This is a genomic window from Sphingomonas sp. NFR15, assembly GCF_900103265.1.
Lineage (GTDB): Bacteria > Pseudomonadota > Alphaproteobacteria > Sphingomonadales > Sphingomonadaceae > Sphingomonas > Sphingomonas pollutisoli.
Genome location: NZ_FMWX01000003.1, coordinates 160949 through 179851, shown reverse-complemented (window position 1 = coordinate 179851; position 18903 = coordinate 160949). Strand labels below are relative to the sequence as shown.

The following is an 18903-nucleotide window of genomic DNA, read 5'->3' as shown; positions in this document are numbered from 1 at the left end:
TCTGCCTGTGAGACCCGACCATGAAATTCGCTGAGCAAGAGATCGAGCTGGAAGGCTCGACCATGAATGTCCTTGTCGCCGGCACCGGCCCCACCGTCCTGCTCGGCCACAGTTACCTGTTCGATTCGAGGATGTGGTCGCCCCAGCTCGAAGCGCTCAGCGCGCGCTATCGCGTGGTTGCTCCTGACATGTGGGGTCATGGTCGTTCGGGCAAGATGCCGGCCGACACGCGCGATATCGCTGATCTCGCTCGTCAGCACCTGTCGCTGATGGACTATCTCGCGATCGATCGATGCGCGGTGATCGGGCTGTCGCTGGGTGGCATGTGGGCGGCGGAACTGGCGTTGATGGCGCCGGAGCGGGTCAGCGCGCTCGTCATGATGGATACCTCGCTCGCCGCCGAACCGGCACCCTCGCGTGACGCCTACTTCGGCATGCTCGCCGCGGTCGAACAGGCGGGCGTGATCCCGCCGCCGGTCGTCGCGACCGCATTGGATATGTTCTTCTCACCAGCCATCGACACACACTCCCCCGGTTGCCGCGAGGATGTCGCCACGCGCCTGCGCACCTGGAATTCCGCGAGGCTGCTCGACAGCGTCGTCCCACTCGGACGGATGACCTTCGGCCGGCGCGAGGCGCTTGCGGCCTTGAGCACCCTGACGATGCCGACGCTCGTCGCCACGGGCGCCGAGGACAAGGCCCGTCCAGCAGCCGAAGGGCGCGCCATGGCGGAGCAGATCGGCTGCCGCTTCAGCCTGATCCCCGACGCGGGACACATCGCCAACTTGGAAGCACCCGACTACGTGGAGCGACTGCTGCTCGATTTCCTCGCCGAAGCGCTCGTCTGATGGCGGATGTCCGGATCGACCGCTGCGGGTCGGTCCGGACATGCCGGCAGCTACTGACGGTAATTGGCGAATGCGTCCATCAACTGGTTGCGCCACCAGGCATGCGCCGGATCATGATGAAACCTGGGGTGCCACCACATATAGGCTTCCGCTCTTTCGAACTCGAGCGGCACATCGACGACCTTCAGACCCAAACGCTCTACGCCCCGCCGCGCCATCGAGACCGGCACCGTCGCGATCATGTCCGAGTTCGCGACGAACATTCCCGCGGCCGAAAAATTCGGAACCGTGACAACGACGCGACGGGTTCGCCCAACCGCCCGGAGCGCTGAATCGACGAGCCCCTCCCCCAGCCCGGCGGTGCTGACCAGTACGTGGGGAAAGGCGAGGAAATCCTCCAGCGTCCATAGGCTCTTCTCACCGAGCGGGTGATGCGCGGCCACGACGCTGACGAGCGGTTCGGAAATGATCCGGCTCCGCATCAATTCGTCGTCGAGCGCCAGTCGGCCTTCCATCTCGGCGCCGGCCAGCACCAGATCCAGCCGCCCGCTCGCCAAATCCGCCTGAAGTCCGGAGCGAACGCCGCTGATCCTGAAGTCGAGATGTGGCCAAAGCCGCCGGGCGGTACCGATCAACCGGGGCATGGCGGTAATCAGCGGCAAGTCCGCACAGACGAGCGAGAACGTGCGGCGGGAGTCCTCCGGGTCGAATTCGACGGTCTGATTGAGGACGCCCGCCAGCGCGTTGAGCCCCGATTGAAGTGCGGGCCGTAACGCTTGCGCGAGCGGAGTCGGCTGCAGACTGCCACCGACGCGTACGAAGAGCGGGTCGGAAAAGCGTGCCCGAAGCGCTCTTAGCGAGTGGCTGACCGCCGATGGACTGACGGCGAGACGGCTGGCGGCGTGCTTGACGCTGCCCGTCTCCAAGAGGGCATGAAGCACCCGCAGAAGTCTCAGTTCGAATTCGTTCAACGTGTTATCTCACCTAATGCGCGGCCGGCACGGCGCGCCACCATCCTGGACTCATGCATCTGTATTCGAGCGCCATGCTCCAGCGCCGGGCAGTGCCGACGAGCGACAGCACACGCGGCGGGTCTGGTTTCGCCGGCTTGCAAGTGCTGTCAGTTCCACGAGAGATAGGCGCGCCCAGCCGGCACAGCGAACTTTCGTTTCCGAACATTCGCTTCGGTACGCTTCGAACCCGCTTTTCAGTCGTGACGATGTTGTGCCCGCCCCCCGAGCAACCCGAATAAGCCGCCTGCGCCACGGTGGCATCCGGGCGCGTGCAGCAATGCCGACCACCGCCCGCCGACCTCGCCCTCGATCTGGCCGCGATAGCGCCGGATCGGAAGCGTGCCGTAATAGCCATAGGTCACGTCGCAATCGTTGGCGTAGACCCGCGCGACGCAAGCGCCGAACGATGTCTGTCCAAGATCCTGCCACCGCTGATCGGCGAACCGGCGGCACAGCGCGATCTTGCTCATCTCCGTCTCGTTCGTGGCGTTTCGACTTGGGACCGCTGGCGACTTTTGAGCGGCTGGCGTCGCACGCGGGTTCGGACGCGCGTCCGGCAAGGAAGCGGTACGCGGTGCCGCCACCGCTGGATCAACCCGGATCCACGCTGCCTGCGTCACCCAGCCATGACGTGCCGCCTGCCATTGGAACGCCTTGTAGAAATACCCGGCGGGTTCGATCGGTCGCCCGGACGTCATGCCCAGATCAAGCGGCGTGTCGGACTGGACGAGCAGAAACCCCACCGGCCCCGGGCGCGACAGGCAGATGCCGACGCGGTAACCGTCGTCGCCATGATCCTGGAAGAAATCGGGGTGGAGCCGTGCCTGCTGCTCGAACTCACCCCGGCTGCCGGCGATCTGCACGATCGCGCCTGAGGGCAGCAGCGCCAGCAGCGCGAACTCTCGCCTGCCGCCCTGCGACCAGCTTATCTCCGGCCGCGCGCGTGGATCGGCGGGGCAGCCCGGCGTCTGCGGCGCCAAGGCGAGCACCGGTTTCGCCGCCACCAACGTCTCGGGAAGGTCATGCAGCCCGGCAGCGCGCGGGCGCGCGACGGCGGTCATCTCGCACCCGGCGGGCGGCATCGGCAACACGGCCGAGCTATCCGTGCGGGCGGGCTTCAGCCCGTTTGCGACAAATGCGGCTTGTGCCTGGCTGGCCAGCGCGGCGGGATCGGCCGAGGCACCCGTCAGCACCGCCACATCGCCCGCGCGGAAGTTGGGCGCCGACACCCAACTGCACGGCAAGGCGGCAAGCACAGCCTGCATCGGTGGCAAGGCCGCCGGTTTGGCAGCGGCATGGCGTGTGGCAACCGGCGCCGGGGTGGCCGGGGTTCCATGCATCGGGCGCAGCACCGCCACGCCGCCCGCCAGGGCCAGCGCGGCGCCAACGCCGCCGATCACGCGCGCGCCAGCCGGGCGGCGCTTGCGCTTGGGTGTGCCGGTGGCCGGGTTGGTGACGGTCGGCTTGCTGTCCACCGGGCCCTGCGGCGCCGCGATGAAGGTGGTCGGTGCCGGCGTGAACGACGCGGCCGATGCCGTCGCCACCGGCGCGCCCACCGCGTCCATGCCGTTCAGCGCTTCGAGCACCGCCGCCATCGAGGGCAGCCGTCCGGCCGGGTCCGGCACCAGCATCCGCGCCAGCACCGGAGCAAGTTCGGGCGGCACCTCGTCGAGCGCGGGCACGGCGCGACGACGTTCCACCGCTTCCGCCAAGGTCGTGCCCATGTCGGAGGGGCGTCCGCTCGCGAACGCGCGCAGCACCAAGGCGGTGCTGTACACATCCGTCCACGGGCCGATCTCGCGGCCGTGTTCGCCGAACTGTTCGGGCGCGACATAGCCGAGCTTGCCGGCGAAGCCGGTGCCGATCACCGTCTCCGCGCCGACTTCGAGGCTTTTGGCGATGCCGAAGTCGATGATCCGGGCCTTGCCGAGCGAGCCGCCCGGCAGCAGGATGTTGTCGGGCGAGACGTCGCGGTGGACCACACCGAGCTGGTGCGCGGCATCCAAGCCCCCCGCCAGCCGGCGCGCGAGCCGCAGCACGCGCGACAGGCTCGGGCGCGTGCCGTCGAGATGCTCGGACAGCGCCTCGCCATCGACGAAATCGGTGACGATATACAGCAGGTCGAGCTGCGGCTCGCGCGCGAGCACGCGGTAGTGAACGATCGCGGGGTGCGACAATTGCGTCAGCACGCGCGCCTCCTTGCGGAACAACGCGGCGATCTTGGGGTCGCTGGCGAGATGCCGGCGGATCGCCTTGATCGCGACGCGGTCGTCGGTCTCGACGTTCACGCCTTCGTACACGTCCCCCATGCCACCGCGCGCGAGGAACCGATCGACCCGGTAGATGCCGTTGAGCAGATCGCCGGGTTCTATCCCACCGTCGGACCGGCGCACGCTCCCCGTCGCGGGTGGCGGCGATACGTCATCGGCGGTGATGATCGTCATCGGGTCCGCCGCATCCGCCGGCGTACCGTCCGCGCGATCAGGCGGCGGCGTTTCGTTCGGGTCGCTCATTCCGCCGCCTCTGCCAGCGCGGTCATGGCCGGCCCGGCGTCACCGAAGCGATATGCGAAGCGTGCATCCTCCACGCCGACGATAATCGACGGGATGGTCTCGCCACGCAATTGCCGCTCCAGCAGCGCGGTCGACAGCTCGGGCAACAGCGTGTTGGTGAGGATCGCATCCACCATCCGGCCGCCCGAGGAGACTTCGAGACACCGCGACGCGATCAGGTCCACCGCCTCGGCATCATACGACAGGCGGATCGCATGATTCTCCGCCACGCGCGTCACCACGCGATCGAGTTGCAGCCCGATAATGCTGCGCAGCATCGCCGCCGAAAGCGGCAGATACGGAAGCGCGACGAGACGACCGAGCAAAGCGGGCGGGAACACCTTGAGCAGCTCGGCCTGGAGCACGCCCGCCAACGCCTCCGGCTCGGGCGCGAGGTCCGCGTCCTCACACAAGGAGGCGATCAGATCGGTGCCGACGTTCGACGTCAGCAGGATCATCGTGTTGCGGAAGTCGATGAACCGGCCCTCCGCATCCTCCATATAGCCCTTGTCGAACACCTGGAAGAACATCTCATGCACGTCGGGGTGCGCCTTCTCGATCTCGTCGAGCAGCACCACCGAATATGGCCGGCGGCGTACCGCCTCGGTCAACACGCCGCCGCGACCGTAGCCGACGTAACCGGCGGGCGCGCCCTTCAGGGTGGAGACTGAATGCGCCTCCTGGAACTCGCTCATGTTGATGGTGATCAGGCTGTCGCCACCCGAATAGAGCAGCTCGGCGAGGACGTGCGCGGTTTCGGTCTTGCCGACGCCCGATGGCCCGCACAGCATGAACACGCCCACCGGCTTGCCGGGATCGTCGAGCTTGGCCCGGCTGGTGCGGATACGACGTGCGATCGCATCCATCGCATGATCCTGGCCAATCACCCGCGACTTCAACCGTGCTTCGATCGTCAGCGTGCCGGCGAGTTCATCACGAACCATGCGGCCGACCGGTATTCCCGTCCAGTCGCCGACGACGGCGGCTATGGTATCGGCATCGACCTCCCCGAAAATCATCGGATCGTCGCCCTGCAGCGCCCGCGCCGCATCCACCGCCGCATCGAGCGCGGCCTCCGCTTCCGCGCTGTCATGCGCGATCAGCGCCGCTCGCGCGGCGGCGACCGCAGCGAGTGCATCGCGTTCGGCGTTCCAGCGCACTTCCAGTTCCGCCAGATCTTCGCGCCCGCTCGCCAGCGCCGCGTCCACGGTCGCCACACGATCGGAGCGGTCGTAGCGGCCCTGCGCCTCGCGCTCCGCGACGGCACGTTCGGTTTCGAGCAGTTCGACGCGTCGGCGCGCATCCTCCACCACCGCCGGCATGGCGTGACGCGACACGGCGACGCGCGCGGCGGCGGTATCGAGCAGGCTCACCGCCTTGTCGGGCAATTGCCGCGCAGGCACATAGCGTTGCGAGAGGCGTACCGCCGCCTCGATCGCCTCGTCCAGCACGACCACCTGGTGGTGCGCCTCCATCACTCCGGTCAGCGACCGCAGCATGGCGATCGCGCGATCGGTATCCGGCTCGCCGATGGCGACCGGCTGGAAACGGCGCGTCAGCGCGGGGTCGCTCTCGAAATATTGCCGATATTCCGCCCATGTCGTCGCCGCGATCGTGCGCAGCAATCCGCGTGCCAGCGCCGGCTTCAACAGGTTGGCGGCATCGCCGGTACCGGCCGACCCGCCCGCGCCGATCAGCGTGTGCGCCTCGTCGATGAACAATATGATCGGGCGGGTGGAACGCTCGACTTCGTCGATGATCTGGCGCAACCGCTTCTCGAACTCACCTTTCACGCCCGCGCCGGCCTGTAGCAGGCCGAGATCGAGCGCATGGATCGCCACGTCGGCGAGCGGCGGCGGCACGTCGCCGTCGGCGATTCGACGCGCCAGCCCCTCCACCACCGCCGTCTTGCCGACGCCCGCCTCGCCAGTCAGGATCGGGTTGTTCTGACGGCGGCGCAGCAGGATATCGACCATCTGCCGGATCTCGGCATCGCGGCCGATGATGCGGTCGATCGCGCCGCTGCGCGCCCGGGCCGTGAGGTCGACCGCGTACAGCGCCAGCGCGCTCTCGCCGGCGGAGGGGATCGGCGCGACGGGTTCGCCCCCGCCCGGCGCATCGATCGCGCTGGCGGCTTCAACCGACGTGTCCGTGATCGTGGCGAAGTCGGCCGCCAGCCGATCCGCGTCGATCTTGCGCCACTCGGCCGAAATGCCGTGTGCCAGCCGCCGCAGCCCGCTCGTCTTCAGCATCGCGAAGATCAGGTGGCCGGTGCGGATCTGCCGGTCGCCGAACAGCAGCGAGGCATAGAGCCACCCCCGCTCGATCAGTTCCTCGATCTGCGGCGCGAAGTCGGACACGGCGGTCGCTCCGCGCGGCAATTGATCGAGCGCCGCGACGAGATCGGCCGAAAGCCGTGCATCGTCGAGCCCGAAGGCGGCGCGGATGCCCGCCACATCGTTGCCTCCGTCGCGCGCCATGATGTGCAGCCAGTGCGCCAGCTCGACATAAGGGTTGCCGCGCTGGCGACACAGCCCCGTCGCGGTCTCGATCGCCTTGCGCGCGGAAGGATGAAGGCGCCCGAACAGGGCGGACCGGCTGATCTCCGTCACGATATATGCTCCTTGTTATGGTGATCGGCGATCCGGCGCGCGCTCGGCCCCAGCCGCGCGTCCGCGCGCGCCTCCTCGCCGCGGGGCTTGCCTGTCCAGGCGGACCAGCCGATCCGCATGCCACCACCCAGGCGCACCGGGGCGATCGCCGACGCGGGCAGTTCCAGCTCCACCTCCCATTCTAGATGCGGCGGTGCGAAGGAATTGAGCGCGGCGGTTGCCATCGCGAAGCGCTGCCCGCCGGGCAGGAATTCGGCGTAGGTGCGCGCATCCGGCAGCGTGAGCACCACGCGGAACGCATCCTGCGCGGTCTGCACGCGCCCCCCGGCGACGATATCCTGCCCCAGCCCGGCAAAACGATCGCCCAAGACCGTCCGGTCCTCCGGTTCGACGTCACGCCAGCGCACGACGTTCTCCACGATCCGCGCCGGCACGCGCAGCAGATCACTGACCGCGTCGGCGATCGCGGCGGCGCTGCGGGGCGAGACGTACAAGGCGGCGTACCGCAGGCGTGCGCGGGCCGGAAACGGAGAGTCGGCTGCCGCACCCTCCTCCGCGCCCGTCAACGCGGCGAGACGATCACCGAAATGATCGTCATCGGGCCGATCGACGCTGGCGGCCGGGCTGGCCGCGCTCCAGGCACGATAGAAGAATTGCAGCATCCGCGCCGCCGCCAGATCGACGAAGTTCCCGAACGGCTGGCTCCTGGCGTACCGGCGTTCGTAGGAGGCGAACTCCGTGAGGTGCAGCGGCAGCGGCCCCATCGGGCCGGTCAGGCCGAGCCAGTATCCTTCGATGCGCGGCCGCGCACCGTCCACGGTTATCGCGCTCAACGATGCCGCCGGGAACGCCATCATCGGCGTCTGCGCGAGTGTCGCCACATCGTCGGACGGCATTTTGGAATGGCCGATGCGCGGCAGTCCGGGCGCACGCGCTTCCACCGCGCGCAGCAGCGCGAGCGGCGCGAGCCGATCGACATGCGGCGCGGCGCGCGCCAGCAAGCTCAAATGGTCGGACGGTGGCCGAGACGTGCGGGCCATTGCGCAAATCCTCCCCGCTGAAGGCTGTCGAATGCCGTTTCGATGAAGCTGTTGACGGCGGCGAACTCGGCAAGGAACCGGTCGAGCACCGCGCTGAACAGAAACGCCCGGCCGTTTTCGAAGCCGCTTTCGTCCAGGGTGATATGCAGCCGTTGCCCGCGCAGGATCGCGCCCGATCCCTGACCGGGCGCACGCCGCGAGACGGGGCTCGAGCGGATCGCGCGCACACCCTCGACCTGACGGCGCACACCGGGATCATCGACCTGGCCGTAGAGCGCCAGATGGCGGCGCAGCAGCGCGGCATCGCCGTCCCGCGCGCCGGCGAACGCGGTGAAATTCGGGGTGAGGTGGCCGATGACCTGCCACGCCGCATCGCCGAGCGCGAGCGGCGGCCGCGGGCGGGTCGGCGCGCGCAACATCGTCGTCGTGCGGACCGGAAATCCTTCCTCCAGCCGCAGCGCATCCTCACCGGTGCGCATCCGCATCGGCAGTTCCCGGTTGGTCACCAGCGCGCGGATCGACAGTTCACGGATCTCCTCCAGCCGATCCGGGCGGCCAGGCGCGCTCATGCTGATCCAATGCTCGACGCCGACATAGTCGCCGCGCGCGCGCGCGCGCTGCTCGCGTGTCGACAGCCGGCGCGGACGCAGCCTGCTCACGTAGAACAAGGCATCATCCCAATCGTGCAGCAAGCCGGCAAAATCGTAGAGCGGCGCGACCGGGTGGACCTCGGTCGCCTCATGCCCGTGGGCGCACACGTCGAGGATGCGATACACCTCGTAATCGAGCGGGCGTGTCCGGTCCGGGATGACCTGGCGTTCGTGGGTGAACGCATCCATCGCCATCCGGTCGAGCTGCTTTTCGAACAGGTTGATGGCCGGCGTGGCAAACAGCCGGAAGTTGCCGGGCGACACCGCGCGCGCCAGTGCGTCGGCGGACTGGCCGAACAAGATGACCACGTCGCAGGCATCGTGCCCGGCACAGGCGGCGAAGGCATCGGCAAGGCCGTCCAGCCCGACGAAAAGGAAGCGTTCCGGGCAGGCGAAATACTCGCCAAGCAGGCGGTAGCCACGGTGTGAGCGCTTGTCGCCCGGCAGCAGCCCCTGATCCTCCGCGAAGCCATGCGGCACCGGCACCGGGAGGCGTTTGCCGATGCTGATGTCGTCGGCCGATCCCGCCGGCCGCGCCACCACGGCGACCGCATCGCCGATCATCTGCCGGTACAATTCGCCCGGCGTCGGGCCGGCGCCGTCGAGATAGAGCGGCACGCGGCCGGGGTGGAGCGTCTCCAGCTTCGCCCCGCCGGTGGCGGCGAAGCGCAGCCGCAGCCCGGCCTCGACCGGCACGCCGCGATGACCGGCGATGAACGGCGCGACTTCGGAGCGGCCGGGCAGATACTCCGCCTCGATCAACTGCAACGGCCACAACGTCACGGCCTGGCCGGTTCGGAATGTGACGGGCGTCTGGTCGCGATCGGCGGCCGTGCCGCGCATCGCCGTGTGGCGCGGCACGTCGATGCCGTGCGCCAATGCCGCGTCGCCTTCGCGCGGCTCGAACGCCACGACGCACATCGAGGGCGTGGGGGCGAGGTAATGCGGCTGGATCGCGTTCAGCAGGTGCTGCGTGAAGTCCCCGAACTGATCCTGCAACTTGAGCTGCACGCGGGCGCCGAGGAAGGCGACCCCTTCCAGCAGCCGTTCGACATGGGGATCGACGTCGCCGACCGCGCCCAAACCGAGCCGACCCGCCACGGAGGGATGCTCTGACGCGAACTCCTGCGACGTCTGCCGCAGATAGATCAGTTCGTCGTTATAAGCCTGGAGCAGCCGGGGATCCATCACTCGCTCCAGAGCTCCACGGCGCCCGTGTCGATCTCGAAATCGCTGCGGAACACCACTGGCAGCGCGCGCGCGGCCGCGGTCAGATCGCCCCGGATGACGAAGCCGATCCGGTGCGGACGGCCCCGATCCGTATCGGGCTGCACGTCGAGACTGGCTCGCGCGACGCGCGGCTCGAACGCGGCGATGCACTGCCGCATCTCCCGTGCCCGCGCCTGCACGCCGGGGCGCGTCAGCAACCGACCGGTCAGGTCGCCCAACCCGTAGTTGAGCGTCGACGCCGCCACTTCGGGCACGCTCGAGAGATCCTGCACGGCGGCAAGGTTGGTCGTGTTGAGCAGCCAGTTCAGCTCACGCAACACGGTGGCGCGCAGGGCGGCTTCGTTGAAGCGCTCGATGCGCGGCACGGTATAGTAGCGCAGCGATGCCCGGTCGATCGCGCCGACCTCTTCCGCGTCCGAGCGCAGCCCATCGAGCTCGAGATCCGCGACGAGCTTGTCGAACAAGGTCGGGTTCGCGCGCGTCGGCGTCATGGCCGCACGAACGCGATGCGGCGGAACGACAGGATGCCGACGTCCTCGCCCGTGTCGGTGGTCCACATGCGTTGACCGGCGCCGTGTACCGCATAGGACGTCTCACGCCATTCGGTGCGCCGCGCCAGCCGCAGTTCGGCATCCGCCTCGCGCTCCACGCCCGGATAGCGAACCGGGAGGAGCGCCGCGAGCGCGGGCCCTTCGCGAAACCGGATCTCGGCCGGCAGCCACACCAGATCGCGCATGTCGATCGGGCCGGCCGTGATGATCTCCTCGATGGCAGAGAAGGGGATCAAACCCCAGCGGCCGGCGACGATCGCTTCCAACGTCGGCCCGAACCGCATGTCGCCATCGAACAGCGCCTCGAACGGCCGGCCATCGACGCTCCCGCCCGTCTGCGGACAACGATCGAACGCGTCGGAGCGCAATTGCACGCCCCGTGCGACGTCGCCTTGCGCTTCAGCCTCGATCGCCGTGACCAGATCGGATGCCCAACCGGTCGGATCGACCAGCAGGGATGCCTTGGCACGACCGGCGAAACACGCAGCGCGCATCGTCTCGCCGGCGATCGCCTGGCCATAAGCGGCCGCCAGCATCTGCGCCTCGGGCGAGAGCTGGGCCAGCGCTCGCAGTTGCGCACCCGCCTTTTCCCATTGCCCTTCCACGCAAAACAACTGGAACAGGTACATGCGCGATTGCAGATCGGAAGGCTTTCCTCGGATGGCAGCGACCAAGGTAGCAAGCGTGGCGGTGACATCGGCTCCGGTCTTGATCGGCATGGCCGCGTGATGTTGCTGATTCATGGCCACACCCTTTGATCTGGAGAAACCGCGTGTCGAAGCAGATCGGGCATCATGCGGGTGACATCGCCTCCTTGATGCTTTCCTTGAGCTCCTTGGCGCCGGCGTAGATTTCCTTGTACCCGTTGAAGTCTTCCTTGTAGTCGATCTTGATCTCCTCGATCAGATCACTCCCCTGAAGATCGGCACCATCTTTCTTGAAAGCGTCGATGACGTCCTGGCAGCCGGCCTTCCACTCCATGAGGGTCATCTTCGCGTCGGCGATGCCCTTGAACTGGACGGCGCCGTCATCACTCAGGATCTTCATGGCCTGGCCGAACTCGACCAGAGAAGTGCTTCCGAGCGCTTCGCGATTATCGACGCACCATTTGGCAAGGGTGATCGCGAAGGTGATCGCCGCCTCGGAACCTCGCAACTGGTTCAACCCGGATGTTTCGAGCCGGCTGGCCATGTCGGTGCGCAGGCTGACGGCAAGCTCTTTGCCGCGTTCCGCATAGGCGACGAGCCACAGGATCGAGATCTTGCCTCGGAAGCCGTGCCGTGCGCGGCTGATGCCCCCGCCCGTTTCGGTTCCGATGATCTGCTGGACGCGCGCCTCGCCCGCCTTGAGCTTGTTCATGTCGCCAGGCGCCAGACTATGGGAGAGTTGCTCGTTCTGAACGAGAATCTCCATCAGTAGCTTGGTGAGGCTGTTGGCTTCGCTGACGAGATGGGCCAGCTTCACCTCATATTGCTGCATCGCCGACTTGAAGCGCGCCACCGACGGACCTGCGGAAATGCCGACGGCCGACATCGCCGGCCCGGCGCCCAGCGCGGTCGCAACGGTACCGGCGGCGTTTTTGCCGAAAGCGGCGGCCTTGGCCCAGCCGACCGGCGCGAGGCTCGGGCTTGCGGGATTGGCTGCTTGCGATGGAAAACTCGCCGGGTTGATCGGGCTGGCGCGCTTGATCCCGGGAGTCGGCTCAAGGTGATCGAGCGCGGAATTTTGCGATTTGAAATATTGGTCGATGGCCCGCGCCTCGGCCAACACCGCGGCCTCCGCCTCCGTCACGCTGCGCCACGCGACCTGAAGCGTCCCGACGAGTTCCGAAGTCGCCGACCACAGGGCATACACCGCCGGAATCGACGTCGCGCCGAAAGTGGGTGCAGCCGAAACGATGCCCGCCGTCGCGGTACCGACCGACAACAGGTTCTTGAGGACGGCAAGACTCTGTTCGCGCCGGCTCTTCCGCCACAGCGCGATTGCGGGGGCGTACTGGTTATAGACCTCCTCGACCCATTTCGGCGCGAGGCTGATCGCCTCCTGCAACGGCGTCGCGATCTCCGACACCCTGCCGTTGGCGCGGTAATATTGCGCCAGTTTGGGGGCGACATCGGTCACTATCTTCTTGCCGACGGATTCGATGATCGCGCTTTCGAGCAGCGGGTTCTTCAATACCGTCATGTACGTGTTGGCGTCCAATGTGACCGCCAGCCGGAACTCGCCGGGCGTTTGAGCCTGCTCTCCAGCGGACCGGAGGAGCGACGCCAATGTGCCATGAAAGACGACCAACGTCTGTCGCTTGGCTGTCGATGACGAAAGAAGGGGCACGGCCGGTCTCACAGCTTGAGGTGGCGCGGCGCCGGCCGGAGCCGACGCGGCGCAAAACGGGTCAGGCCGCTTCGTTCTTGCGGATGTCCCAGTTGAACGGCGTGTCGCCGCCACCGCCGCCGGTCGCCGTCTGCGGCTTGTACTCGACCTTCACCTTCTCGAAGTTGAGCGTGACGTTTTCCGTGGTCCGTTCGTCGCCGAGGCTGCCGCCGTGCTGAACGCCGCTGATGAACACTTCCGTCATGGTGATGGTGAGATATTCCAGAGGCTTGTCCCCGCCGACCTTGCGCGCGGTCAGGGTGGCGGTGCTGAAATGCTTGCCCTTCGAACAGTTCGACAGAATCGTTGTCGTCGCCAGATCGACATATTTGGTTACGGTGAGGTCGTGAAAGCTGGCTTTGCCGGTGCCGGCGCCGCCGCCCATATGCGCCGAGCCCTGGTTGTTGACGCCCCAGTGCCATCCGATGACGTCGATTTCGTTCTCGTGTCCGGACGCGATCGCCTCGCCATTGCAACCATCAAGCTTCAGAAAGATTTCTACGGCCATAATCTTGCTCCGTGTGAAAAGGTGTAGGTTAAGGTGTTATTTGTTGCCTTTAGGTAGGCGCGAAACCATGCTGAGGCTGACGTCCATGCCCTCGAGCTGGTAGTGCGGCACCATGCGGAACAAGCCACGATAGTATCCGGGGTTTTCGGGATCCGGGATGACTTCGACGGAAGCTTGCTTCAGCGGCTTCCTCGCCTTGGTTTTTTCATCCGAATGCTCTGGCTGAAGATCGACATATTGCATGATCCAGCTCTGGAGGTCACGGCTGAGTTGCGGCGCCTCACGCGTACCGCCGACCCAGTCGCGCACCATGCACTTGAGATAATGCGCGAAGCGGCAGCTCGCGAAGATGTAGGGGAGGCGCGCCGACAGGTTGGCGCTCGCGGTCGCGTCGGCATCCTCATAGGCTTTGGGTTCATGCAGCGTCTGCGCGCCGATGAAGGTCGCCTGATCGGTGTTCTTGCGGTGAACCAGCGCCATCAGTCCGGCCTTGGAGAGCTCCGCCTCGCGCCGGTCCGAAATGGCGATCTCCGTCGGGCACTTGGCGTCGAGGCCACCCTCGTCGGTCGGGAACAATGCGGTGGGCAGATCCTCCACCGTGCCGCCCGATTCCACGCCGCGAATGCGGGTGCACCAGCCATAGGTCTTGAACGCGTCCGTGATCCGCACGGCCAGCGCATAAGACGCATTGAGCCACAGGTATTTGTCGTGTTCGCCGTTCACCTCCTCCTCGAAAGCGAAGTCGGGCACGGGATCGGTCTCCGCGCCGTACAGCGGACGGCCGAGGAAGCGCGGCAGCGTCAGCGCCATGTAGCGACTGTCGTTCGAGGCGCGGAACGCACGCCATGCCATATAGTCGGTCGCGTCGAACTGCTTGGCGATATCACGCGGGTTGGAGAGCTGCCGCCAGCTATCCATGCCGATCAGATGCGGATCGGCCGCGGCGATGAACGGCGCGTGGGCGGCCGCGCCGATCTTGGCGAGGCCCTTCATGATCTCGAGATCAGGGCCGCTGTGATCGAAATAATAGTCGCAGACGATCGCGCCGTACGGCTGGCCGCCGAGCTGCCCGAACTCCGCCTCGTAAAGCTTCTTAAACAGCGGGCTCTGGTCCCATCCGGCGTCGCGATGCTGCCGCAACTGCCGCCGCGTCTCCTCCTTGGAGATGTTGAGCACCCGGATCTTGAGATCCTTGCCGGTAGAGGTGTTGTTGACGAGATAGGCGACACCCCGCCACGCGGACTCGAGCGTCTGGAACTCGGGGTGGTGGATGATCGCATTCACCTGCTCGGTGAGCTTGCGGTCAATCGCCGACTTGAGCGCATCGACCGTCAGATACACGTCCTCGCCGATCACGCTGGCGTCTTCCAGCGCCTGCTGCGCCAGGGTTTTCACCGCCTGCTCGATACGCGCCTGCTTGGCGTCGGTGTTGGGCTTGAACTCCTTGTTGAGGAGCATCGCGAAATCGCTCGTTTCGATAGGCGCGGCGAATGTCGCCGCCGCGTCCTGCTGGAAAGCTTCCTGGGCCATCAGTCTGTCCTTCTGGGAGATTCGGGTGCGGCGCCGCGCCGGCTCACTCGGCCTCGGGGGCCGGCTGCGGCGCGGGCGAGGCAGCGAGCGAACGCATCAGCTCAGGATCGCGCAGGACGCTGTCGAGCAGATCCTGTGCGCCAGCCTTGCCGTCCATGTAGAGCATGAGATCGTTGAGCTGCTCACGCGCCTCGAGCAGCTTGGCGAGCGCGGGCACGTTGCGGGCGATCTGGCCTGGGTTGAAATCCTCCATCGACGAAAAGGTCAGGTCGATGCCAAGACGCCCGTCGCCGGTCAGCGTGTTCTCGACCGCGAAGGCGACGCGCGGGGCGATCCGCTCCATCCGCTCCTCGAAATTATCCATGTCGAACTCGACGAAGTCGCGATCGGCGTGCGGCTTCTTCTCGATCAGCGACTTGCCCGAAAGATCGGACATCACGCCCATGACGAATGGAATCTCGATCTTCTGGCGCGAACCGTAGGTTTCCACCTCATATTCGATATGGACCCGGGGTGCCCGATTTTCCTTGATGAAGCGCTGCCCGCCTTTTGCCGATACCATTACGACCTCGTCCCACTTGAAGCGCCAGCGACGAACAGAAGCGCCGTCCAGCCGATGACGTCTAAAGTCTATCCTCTTGGCTTCAGCAGGATTACATCAACACGGGATCAGGTTACCGCTGCAACATACCGGAGCGGCACCCGTGTCGAGGCGAATATTACATGGTGTGACCATAACATTTCGGTTGAAACACTAATCGAATGGGCAGCCATACACGCGCGACGTATTCAAGTCGCCATCATGTTCGACAGGAGAACGGGTTTGCCCGCCCGCATCATCAAGGCGTCCGGCGCCGCGCGCTCGCAGCGCCGGCCTCATGCCTCACGACCGCTCCCGAAGTTCCAGCAGCATCCGCACGTCCGGAACCGCGCCGGGCGCGATATCGCCGAGCACATCGAGGAAGCTGTAGTCCACCCACGCCTGCGCGCGCGTCAGCAGCAACGGCACCGGGCTGCATGGCTCGTGAATCCGGTAATAATCGGTGATGAGCGCAAGCGCGCGCCGGACCTCATCACGGTTGCGAACGCCCGTGATCGCGGCGCCGGCGGTGCCCTCACCTCCGCCGCCCGCCTCTGCAACACCCTCCACCGCACCGTCGTCCGTGGCGACGGGCGCTTGCGGCGCGAAAGTGTGGATAGCCGTGCGGATGGCGCCAAGCGCTTCGTACAGCGCGGCGAAGTTTGTGCCGCTTTCATTTCCGGCTTCGGCGACCAACACGGCATCGGTGCGGCGAACCGCCGCCTCCATCGCGTCAAGGCGCGGCATGACGAGGCGGAGTTCGGCCTCGCCTCCGTCGGCAAGCGCGGCACGGAACGCGCCATAGCCATCCTCGGCGTCGCCGCCACGGTGGAAGCGCTGGAGGTCGTTGCCGCTGAAGCTGCCGTGCCGGGGATGAGCGAACAGCGGAGCGGCCTGCAGCGGGCCGACGAACGCACGGAAATTGACCAGCGTGTCGCAGGCGCCCTTGCGGCCCTGAAACCCATATTCCTCGAGTTGCGGATGCACATTGGGCCAGTATCGTTCCACCAGGCCGGCGAGATAGTCGAGCCCCGCCTCCATCCAGTCGAAGCGCCCCGCGCGCGCGCCGGCGCGTGCGAGATACACCGCCAGCCAAACGTCCTTGGTACGCGTGCCCTGCTCTTGAATGGCCGCGACGATCGGGCGCCAATCGGCGGCGGCAGCCTCCTCGACCATGCCCGAGGCGTCGATGGAAACCGGCGCGTCGAACGCCGCTTCAATGGCATGGCGTTGCGGATCATAGGCGAGGTCCGGCCCCGTCCCGGCTTCGTCCTCGAGCGGAACGAGCAGCGCTTCGATGTCGATCGTCATGATGAACCGTCCTTGCCAGCGCGCGGCCCGACGGCGGACCCGGCGTTCGCGGCTCGCCTATGCGCGGGCCACATGCGTGACAATCGGCAGAATGGTCACATCTGTAACATGGCGGGGATCGTCGCATGAAGCGTCAGGCCGAGATCACCGCGGAGCTGGGCGCGCCGACAAAGCTGATCCGCTTCACCGCTCACGAGCGCATGGGCGAGTTGTTTACGATCAAGGCGGAGATCGTCACCGAGGAGCGCGTCGACATGCTCCCCAGCCTCGGCAAAACCGTCAAGATCGAGGTATTCGAACTGGAGGCGTCGGTCCGATTCTTCCACGGCGTATTGGTCGAAGCGCATTATATCGGCGGCGAGGATCAGGGGTACCATTATCAACTCGCGTTGCGTCCATGGCTTCACCTGCTCGGGCATAATCGCGCCTATCGCATCTTCGAGGACCGCACCGCCGTCGATATCGTGCGCGAGGTGCTGGAGGATTATAGCCGATACGTCGATTACAGCCGCCTGAGCGGCCGGTACCTCCCGATACCGTATTGCACGCAATACCGGGAGAGCGACCTTAATTTCGTGCTTCGGCTGCTTCAGCGCGAGGGCATCTATTTCTTCTTCCGCCATGAAGCGGGCGCACACATCCTGGTATTGTGCGACAGCCCGGCCGCGCATCAGCCGTCGTCCGGCCGCGATACGGTGAAGTTGCGAGCGGATTATTCCGGGCGCGGCGGACTCGCCGAAGCCTTGTGGGCCTGGCGAGAGCATGCGACCACCGGTGGCGAGGCCGCAGTGGTGCTGCAAAGCTTCGACTACCAGACCACCCGCACCCGAACGGGCCGCATGGCAGGCGACGTACGCACGCAGGCCGATCGGCAACAAATCCACGAATTTACCGGCGATTTCGTCGACGAGGCGCTGGGCAGCCACTGGGCGCTGGTGAAACTGCAGGCGGCGCAGGCGCGCCAGCGTTACTATACGGGCGAAGGCGACGCGATCGGGCTTGCCTGCGGCGGTCGCTTCACGCTCGATTCGGATGACGCCTTCGATCGCGGGCAGACGTTCGTCATCACAGCGCTCGCCTATGACATGTGGGCCGAACCGTATCGCACCGGCAATTCGGAGGAGCCGCGTCGCGTGGAGATCGAGGCCGTGACCGCCGACACGGCGTTTCGCGCGCCCATCGTGACGCCGCTGCCGTTCGCGGGCCCCGAGACCGCCATCGTGATGGTAGGCGGAGCCGACGACAGCCACGCCGACCCGATGGGGCGTGTCCGGGTGCGGTTTCTTTGGGGCGACGGCGGGCCGCCGGACAAGGCGCGATCCTGCTGGCTGCGCGTCTCGCATCCCTCCGCCGGTGCGGGGTTCGGCCATGTGACGCTGCCCCGCAACAATGAGGAGGTGATTGTCGACTTTCTCGGTGGCAACCCCGATCGCCCGATCGTCACGGGCCGCGTGTACAATTCGGAGCATCGACACGCTTACCCGTTGCCGCAGAACCGTACCCGCTCACTGTATCGCTCGCACAGCATCGGCGCGATCGGCAGCTATCCCGGCGCGGAATCCGCGCCGAGCGGACCGGGCTTCAATGAAATGCGGTTCGAGGACAAGGGCGGCTCCGAGGAAATTTACCTGCGCGCGCAACGCAACCGGCTCGCAGAAGTGCTGCTTGATGACGAAGCGCGCATCAGTCGCGACCGTAAGACCCGCATCGGCCGAAATCGCTCCACCGCCGTGCGCGGCGACGAGGCCACCACCGTCGAGACCGGCGATTACCGGCTGAACGTCGAGATGGGGCAAGCCCGAATCGAGGCAAAACAGAGCATTACGCTGCAGGTCGGCATGAACATGCTGGTGATCGACAACAGCGGCATACACCTGAAATCCGGGAAGAGCGCAGTCGATCTGACGCCGATCAACATCTCGGCGGAAGCGATGATGATCAGAAGCCGGGGCGAGATCATGACGATGCTCACCGGCGAAGCGATCGTGATAGACGCGCAGGGCGGCGTGATCGTCGGCAGCAACGGCGTGTTCACCGGCACCCTCATCGGGCCACCGCTCTGATGGACCGGTCGGTGGCCCTGACATCCCCGCACGGGGATTGGCCGA

General features: G+C 66.4%; 14 protein-coding genes. 2 read left to right on the top strand and 12 right to left on the bottom strand.

Features of this window, described 5'->3' with window-relative positions:
• Window positions 1-20: 20 nt before the first annotated feature.
• On the top strand, window positions 21-848 hold the full coding sequence (locus BLS81_RS08915) for an alpha/beta fold hydrolase (protein ID WP_093223204.1): 828 nt from the start codon (window positions 21-23) through the stop codon (window positions 846-848).
• A gap of 50 nt (window positions 849-898) precedes the next feature.
• Here the strand turns inward: BLS81_RS08915 and BLS81_RS08910 are convergent, their stop codons facing one another.
• The 12 genes from BLS81_RS08910 to tssA all read right to left on the bottom strand — a co-directional run bounded on the left by BLS81_RS08910 (window position 899) and on the right by tssA (window position 16795).
• Window positions 899-1819: a LysR family transcriptional regulator gene (locus BLS81_RS08910; RefSeq protein WP_093223202.1), complete on the bottom strand. Its 921-nt coding sequence runs from the start codon at window positions 1817-1819 to the stop codon at window positions 899-901.
• A 236-nt stretch (window positions 1820-2055) separates the two neighbouring features.
• Window positions 2056-4374, bottom strand: coding sequence for a serine/threonine-protein kinase (locus BLS81_RS08905; RefSeq protein ID WP_093223200.1), 2319 nt, complete (start codon window positions 4372-4374; stop codon window positions 2056-2058).
• Window positions 4371-7025, bottom strand: a complete 2655-nt coding sequence (gene tssH / locus BLS81_RS08900) for a type VI secretion system ATPase TssH (protein WP_093223199.1) — start codon at window positions 7023-7025, stop codon at window positions 4371-4373. The genes BLS81_RS08905 and tssH overlap by 4 nt, the downstream gene beginning before the upstream one ends.
• A complete protein-coding gene (gene tssG, locus BLS81_RS08895; RefSeq protein WP_256326149.1) occupies window positions 7022-8065 on the bottom strand; it encodes a type VI secretion system baseplate subunit TssG in 1044 nt (347 codons plus the stop codon). The genes tssH and tssG overlap by 4 nt, the downstream gene beginning before the upstream one ends.
• On the bottom strand, window positions 8029-9903 hold the full coding sequence (tssF, locus tag BLS81_RS08890; protein WP_093223195.1) for a type VI secretion system baseplate subunit TssF: 1875 nt from the start codon (window positions 9901-9903) through the stop codon (window positions 8029-8031). Before tssF ends, tssG begins: the two co-directional genes overlap by 37 nt.
• Window positions 9903-10436 carry a type VI secretion system baseplate subunit TssE gene (gene tssE, locus BLS81_RS08885; RefSeq protein ID WP_093223193.1) on the bottom strand — a complete coding sequence of 178 codons (534 nt, stop codon included), beginning with the start codon at window positions 10434-10436 and terminating at the stop codon, window positions 9903-9905. The genes tssF and tssE overlap by 1 nt, the downstream gene beginning before the upstream one ends.
• Window positions 10433-11239, bottom strand: coding sequence for a type VI secretion system accessory protein TagJ (locus tag BLS81_RS08880; protein ID WP_256326148.1), 807 nt, complete (start codon window positions 11237-11239; stop codon window positions 10433-10435). Before BLS81_RS08880 ends, tssE begins: the two co-directional genes overlap by 4 nt.
• 49 nt (window positions 11240-11288) lie before the next feature.
• Window positions 11289-12839 (bottom strand): hypothetical protein, encoded by a 1551-nt coding sequence (locus tag BLS81_RS08875; protein ID WP_143023329.1) that lies wholly within the window; start codon window positions 12837-12839, stop codon window positions 11289-11291.
• Window positions 12840-12888: 49 nt separating this feature from the next.
• Window positions 12889-13374 carry an Hcp family type VI secretion system effector gene (locus BLS81_RS08870; RefSeq protein WP_093223190.1) on the bottom strand — a complete coding sequence of 162 codons (486 nt, stop codon included), beginning with the start codon at window positions 13372-13374 and terminating at the stop codon, window positions 12889-12891.
• A 36-nt stretch (window positions 13375-13410) separates the two neighbouring features.
• Window positions 13411-14904, bottom strand: coding sequence for a type VI secretion system contractile sheath large subunit (tssC, locus tag BLS81_RS08865; protein WP_093223189.1), 1494 nt, complete (start codon window positions 14902-14904; stop codon window positions 13411-13413).
• Window positions 14905-14947: 43 nt separating this feature from the next.
• Window positions 14948-15466 carry a type VI secretion system contractile sheath small subunit gene (gene tssB / locus BLS81_RS08860; protein ID WP_093223188.1) on the bottom strand — a complete coding sequence of 173 codons (519 nt, stop codon included), beginning with the start codon at window positions 15464-15466 and terminating at the stop codon, window positions 14948-14950.
• A gap of 321 nt (window positions 15467-15787) precedes the next feature.
• The gene (gene tssA, locus BLS81_RS08855) at window positions 15788-16795 is read right to left on the bottom strand and encodes a type VI secretion system protein TssA (protein ID WP_093223186.1); all 1008 of its coding nucleotides are present in this window, start codon (window positions 16793-16795) and stop codon (window positions 15788-15790) included.
• Between the two features lie 125 nt (window positions 16796-16920).
• Here tssA and BLS81_RS08850 point away from each other — a divergent pair, with 125 nt between their 5' ends.
• Entirely contained in the window at window positions 16921-18858 is a 1938-nt protein-coding gene (locus tag BLS81_RS08850; protein WP_093223184.1) for a type VI secretion system Vgr family protein, read from the top strand.
• The last annotated feature ends 45 nt before the right edge of the window (window positions 18859-18903 follow it).

What these genes read in the sequence shown, in the direction of transcription:
- tssB (WP_093223188.1), bottom strand. Translation starts at nt 15,466, where the DNA reads ATGGTATCGGCAAAAGGCGGGCAGCGCTTCATCAAGGAAAATCGGGCA.
- BLS81_RS08870 (WP_093223190.1), bottom strand. Translation starts at nt 13,374, where the DNA reads ATGGCCGTAGAAATCTTTCTGAAGCTTGATGGTTGCAATGGCGAGGCG.
- tssF (WP_093223195.1), bottom strand. Translation starts at nt 9,903, where the DNA reads ATGGATCCCCGGCTGCTCCAGGCTTATAACGACGAACTGATCTATCTG.
- tssA (WP_093223186.1), bottom strand. Translation starts at nt 16,795, where the DNA reads ATGACGATCGACATCGAAGCGCTGCTCGTTCCGCTCGAGGACGAAGCC.
- tssG (WP_256326149.1), bottom strand. Translation starts at nt 8,065, where the DNA reads ATGGCCCGCACGTCTCGGCCACCGTCCGACCATTTGAGCTTGCTGGCG.
- tssE (WP_093223193.1), bottom strand. Translation starts at nt 10,436, where the DNA reads ATGACGCCGACGCGCGCGAACCCGACCTTGTTCGACAAGCTCGTCGCG.
- BLS81_RS08880 (WP_256326148.1), bottom strand. Translation starts at nt 11,239, where the DNA reads ATGAATCAGCAACATCACGCGGCCATGCCGATCAAGACCGGAGCCGAT.
- BLS81_RS08915 (WP_093223204.1), top strand. Translation starts at nt 21, where the DNA reads ATGAAATTCGCTGAGCAAGAGATCGAGCTGGAAGGCTCGACCATGAAT.
- BLS81_RS08850 (WP_093223184.1), top strand. Translation starts at nt 16,921, where the DNA reads ATGAAGCGTCAGGCCGAGATCACCGCGGAGCTGGGCGCGCCGACAAAG.
- tssC (WP_093223189.1), bottom strand. Translation starts at nt 14,904, where the DNA reads ATGGCCCAGGAAGCTTTCCAGCAGGACGCGGCGGCGACATTCGCCGCG.
- BLS81_RS08905 (WP_093223200.1), bottom strand. Translation starts at nt 4,374, where the DNA reads ATGAGCGACCCGAACGAAACGCCGCCGCCTGATCGCGCGGACGGTACG.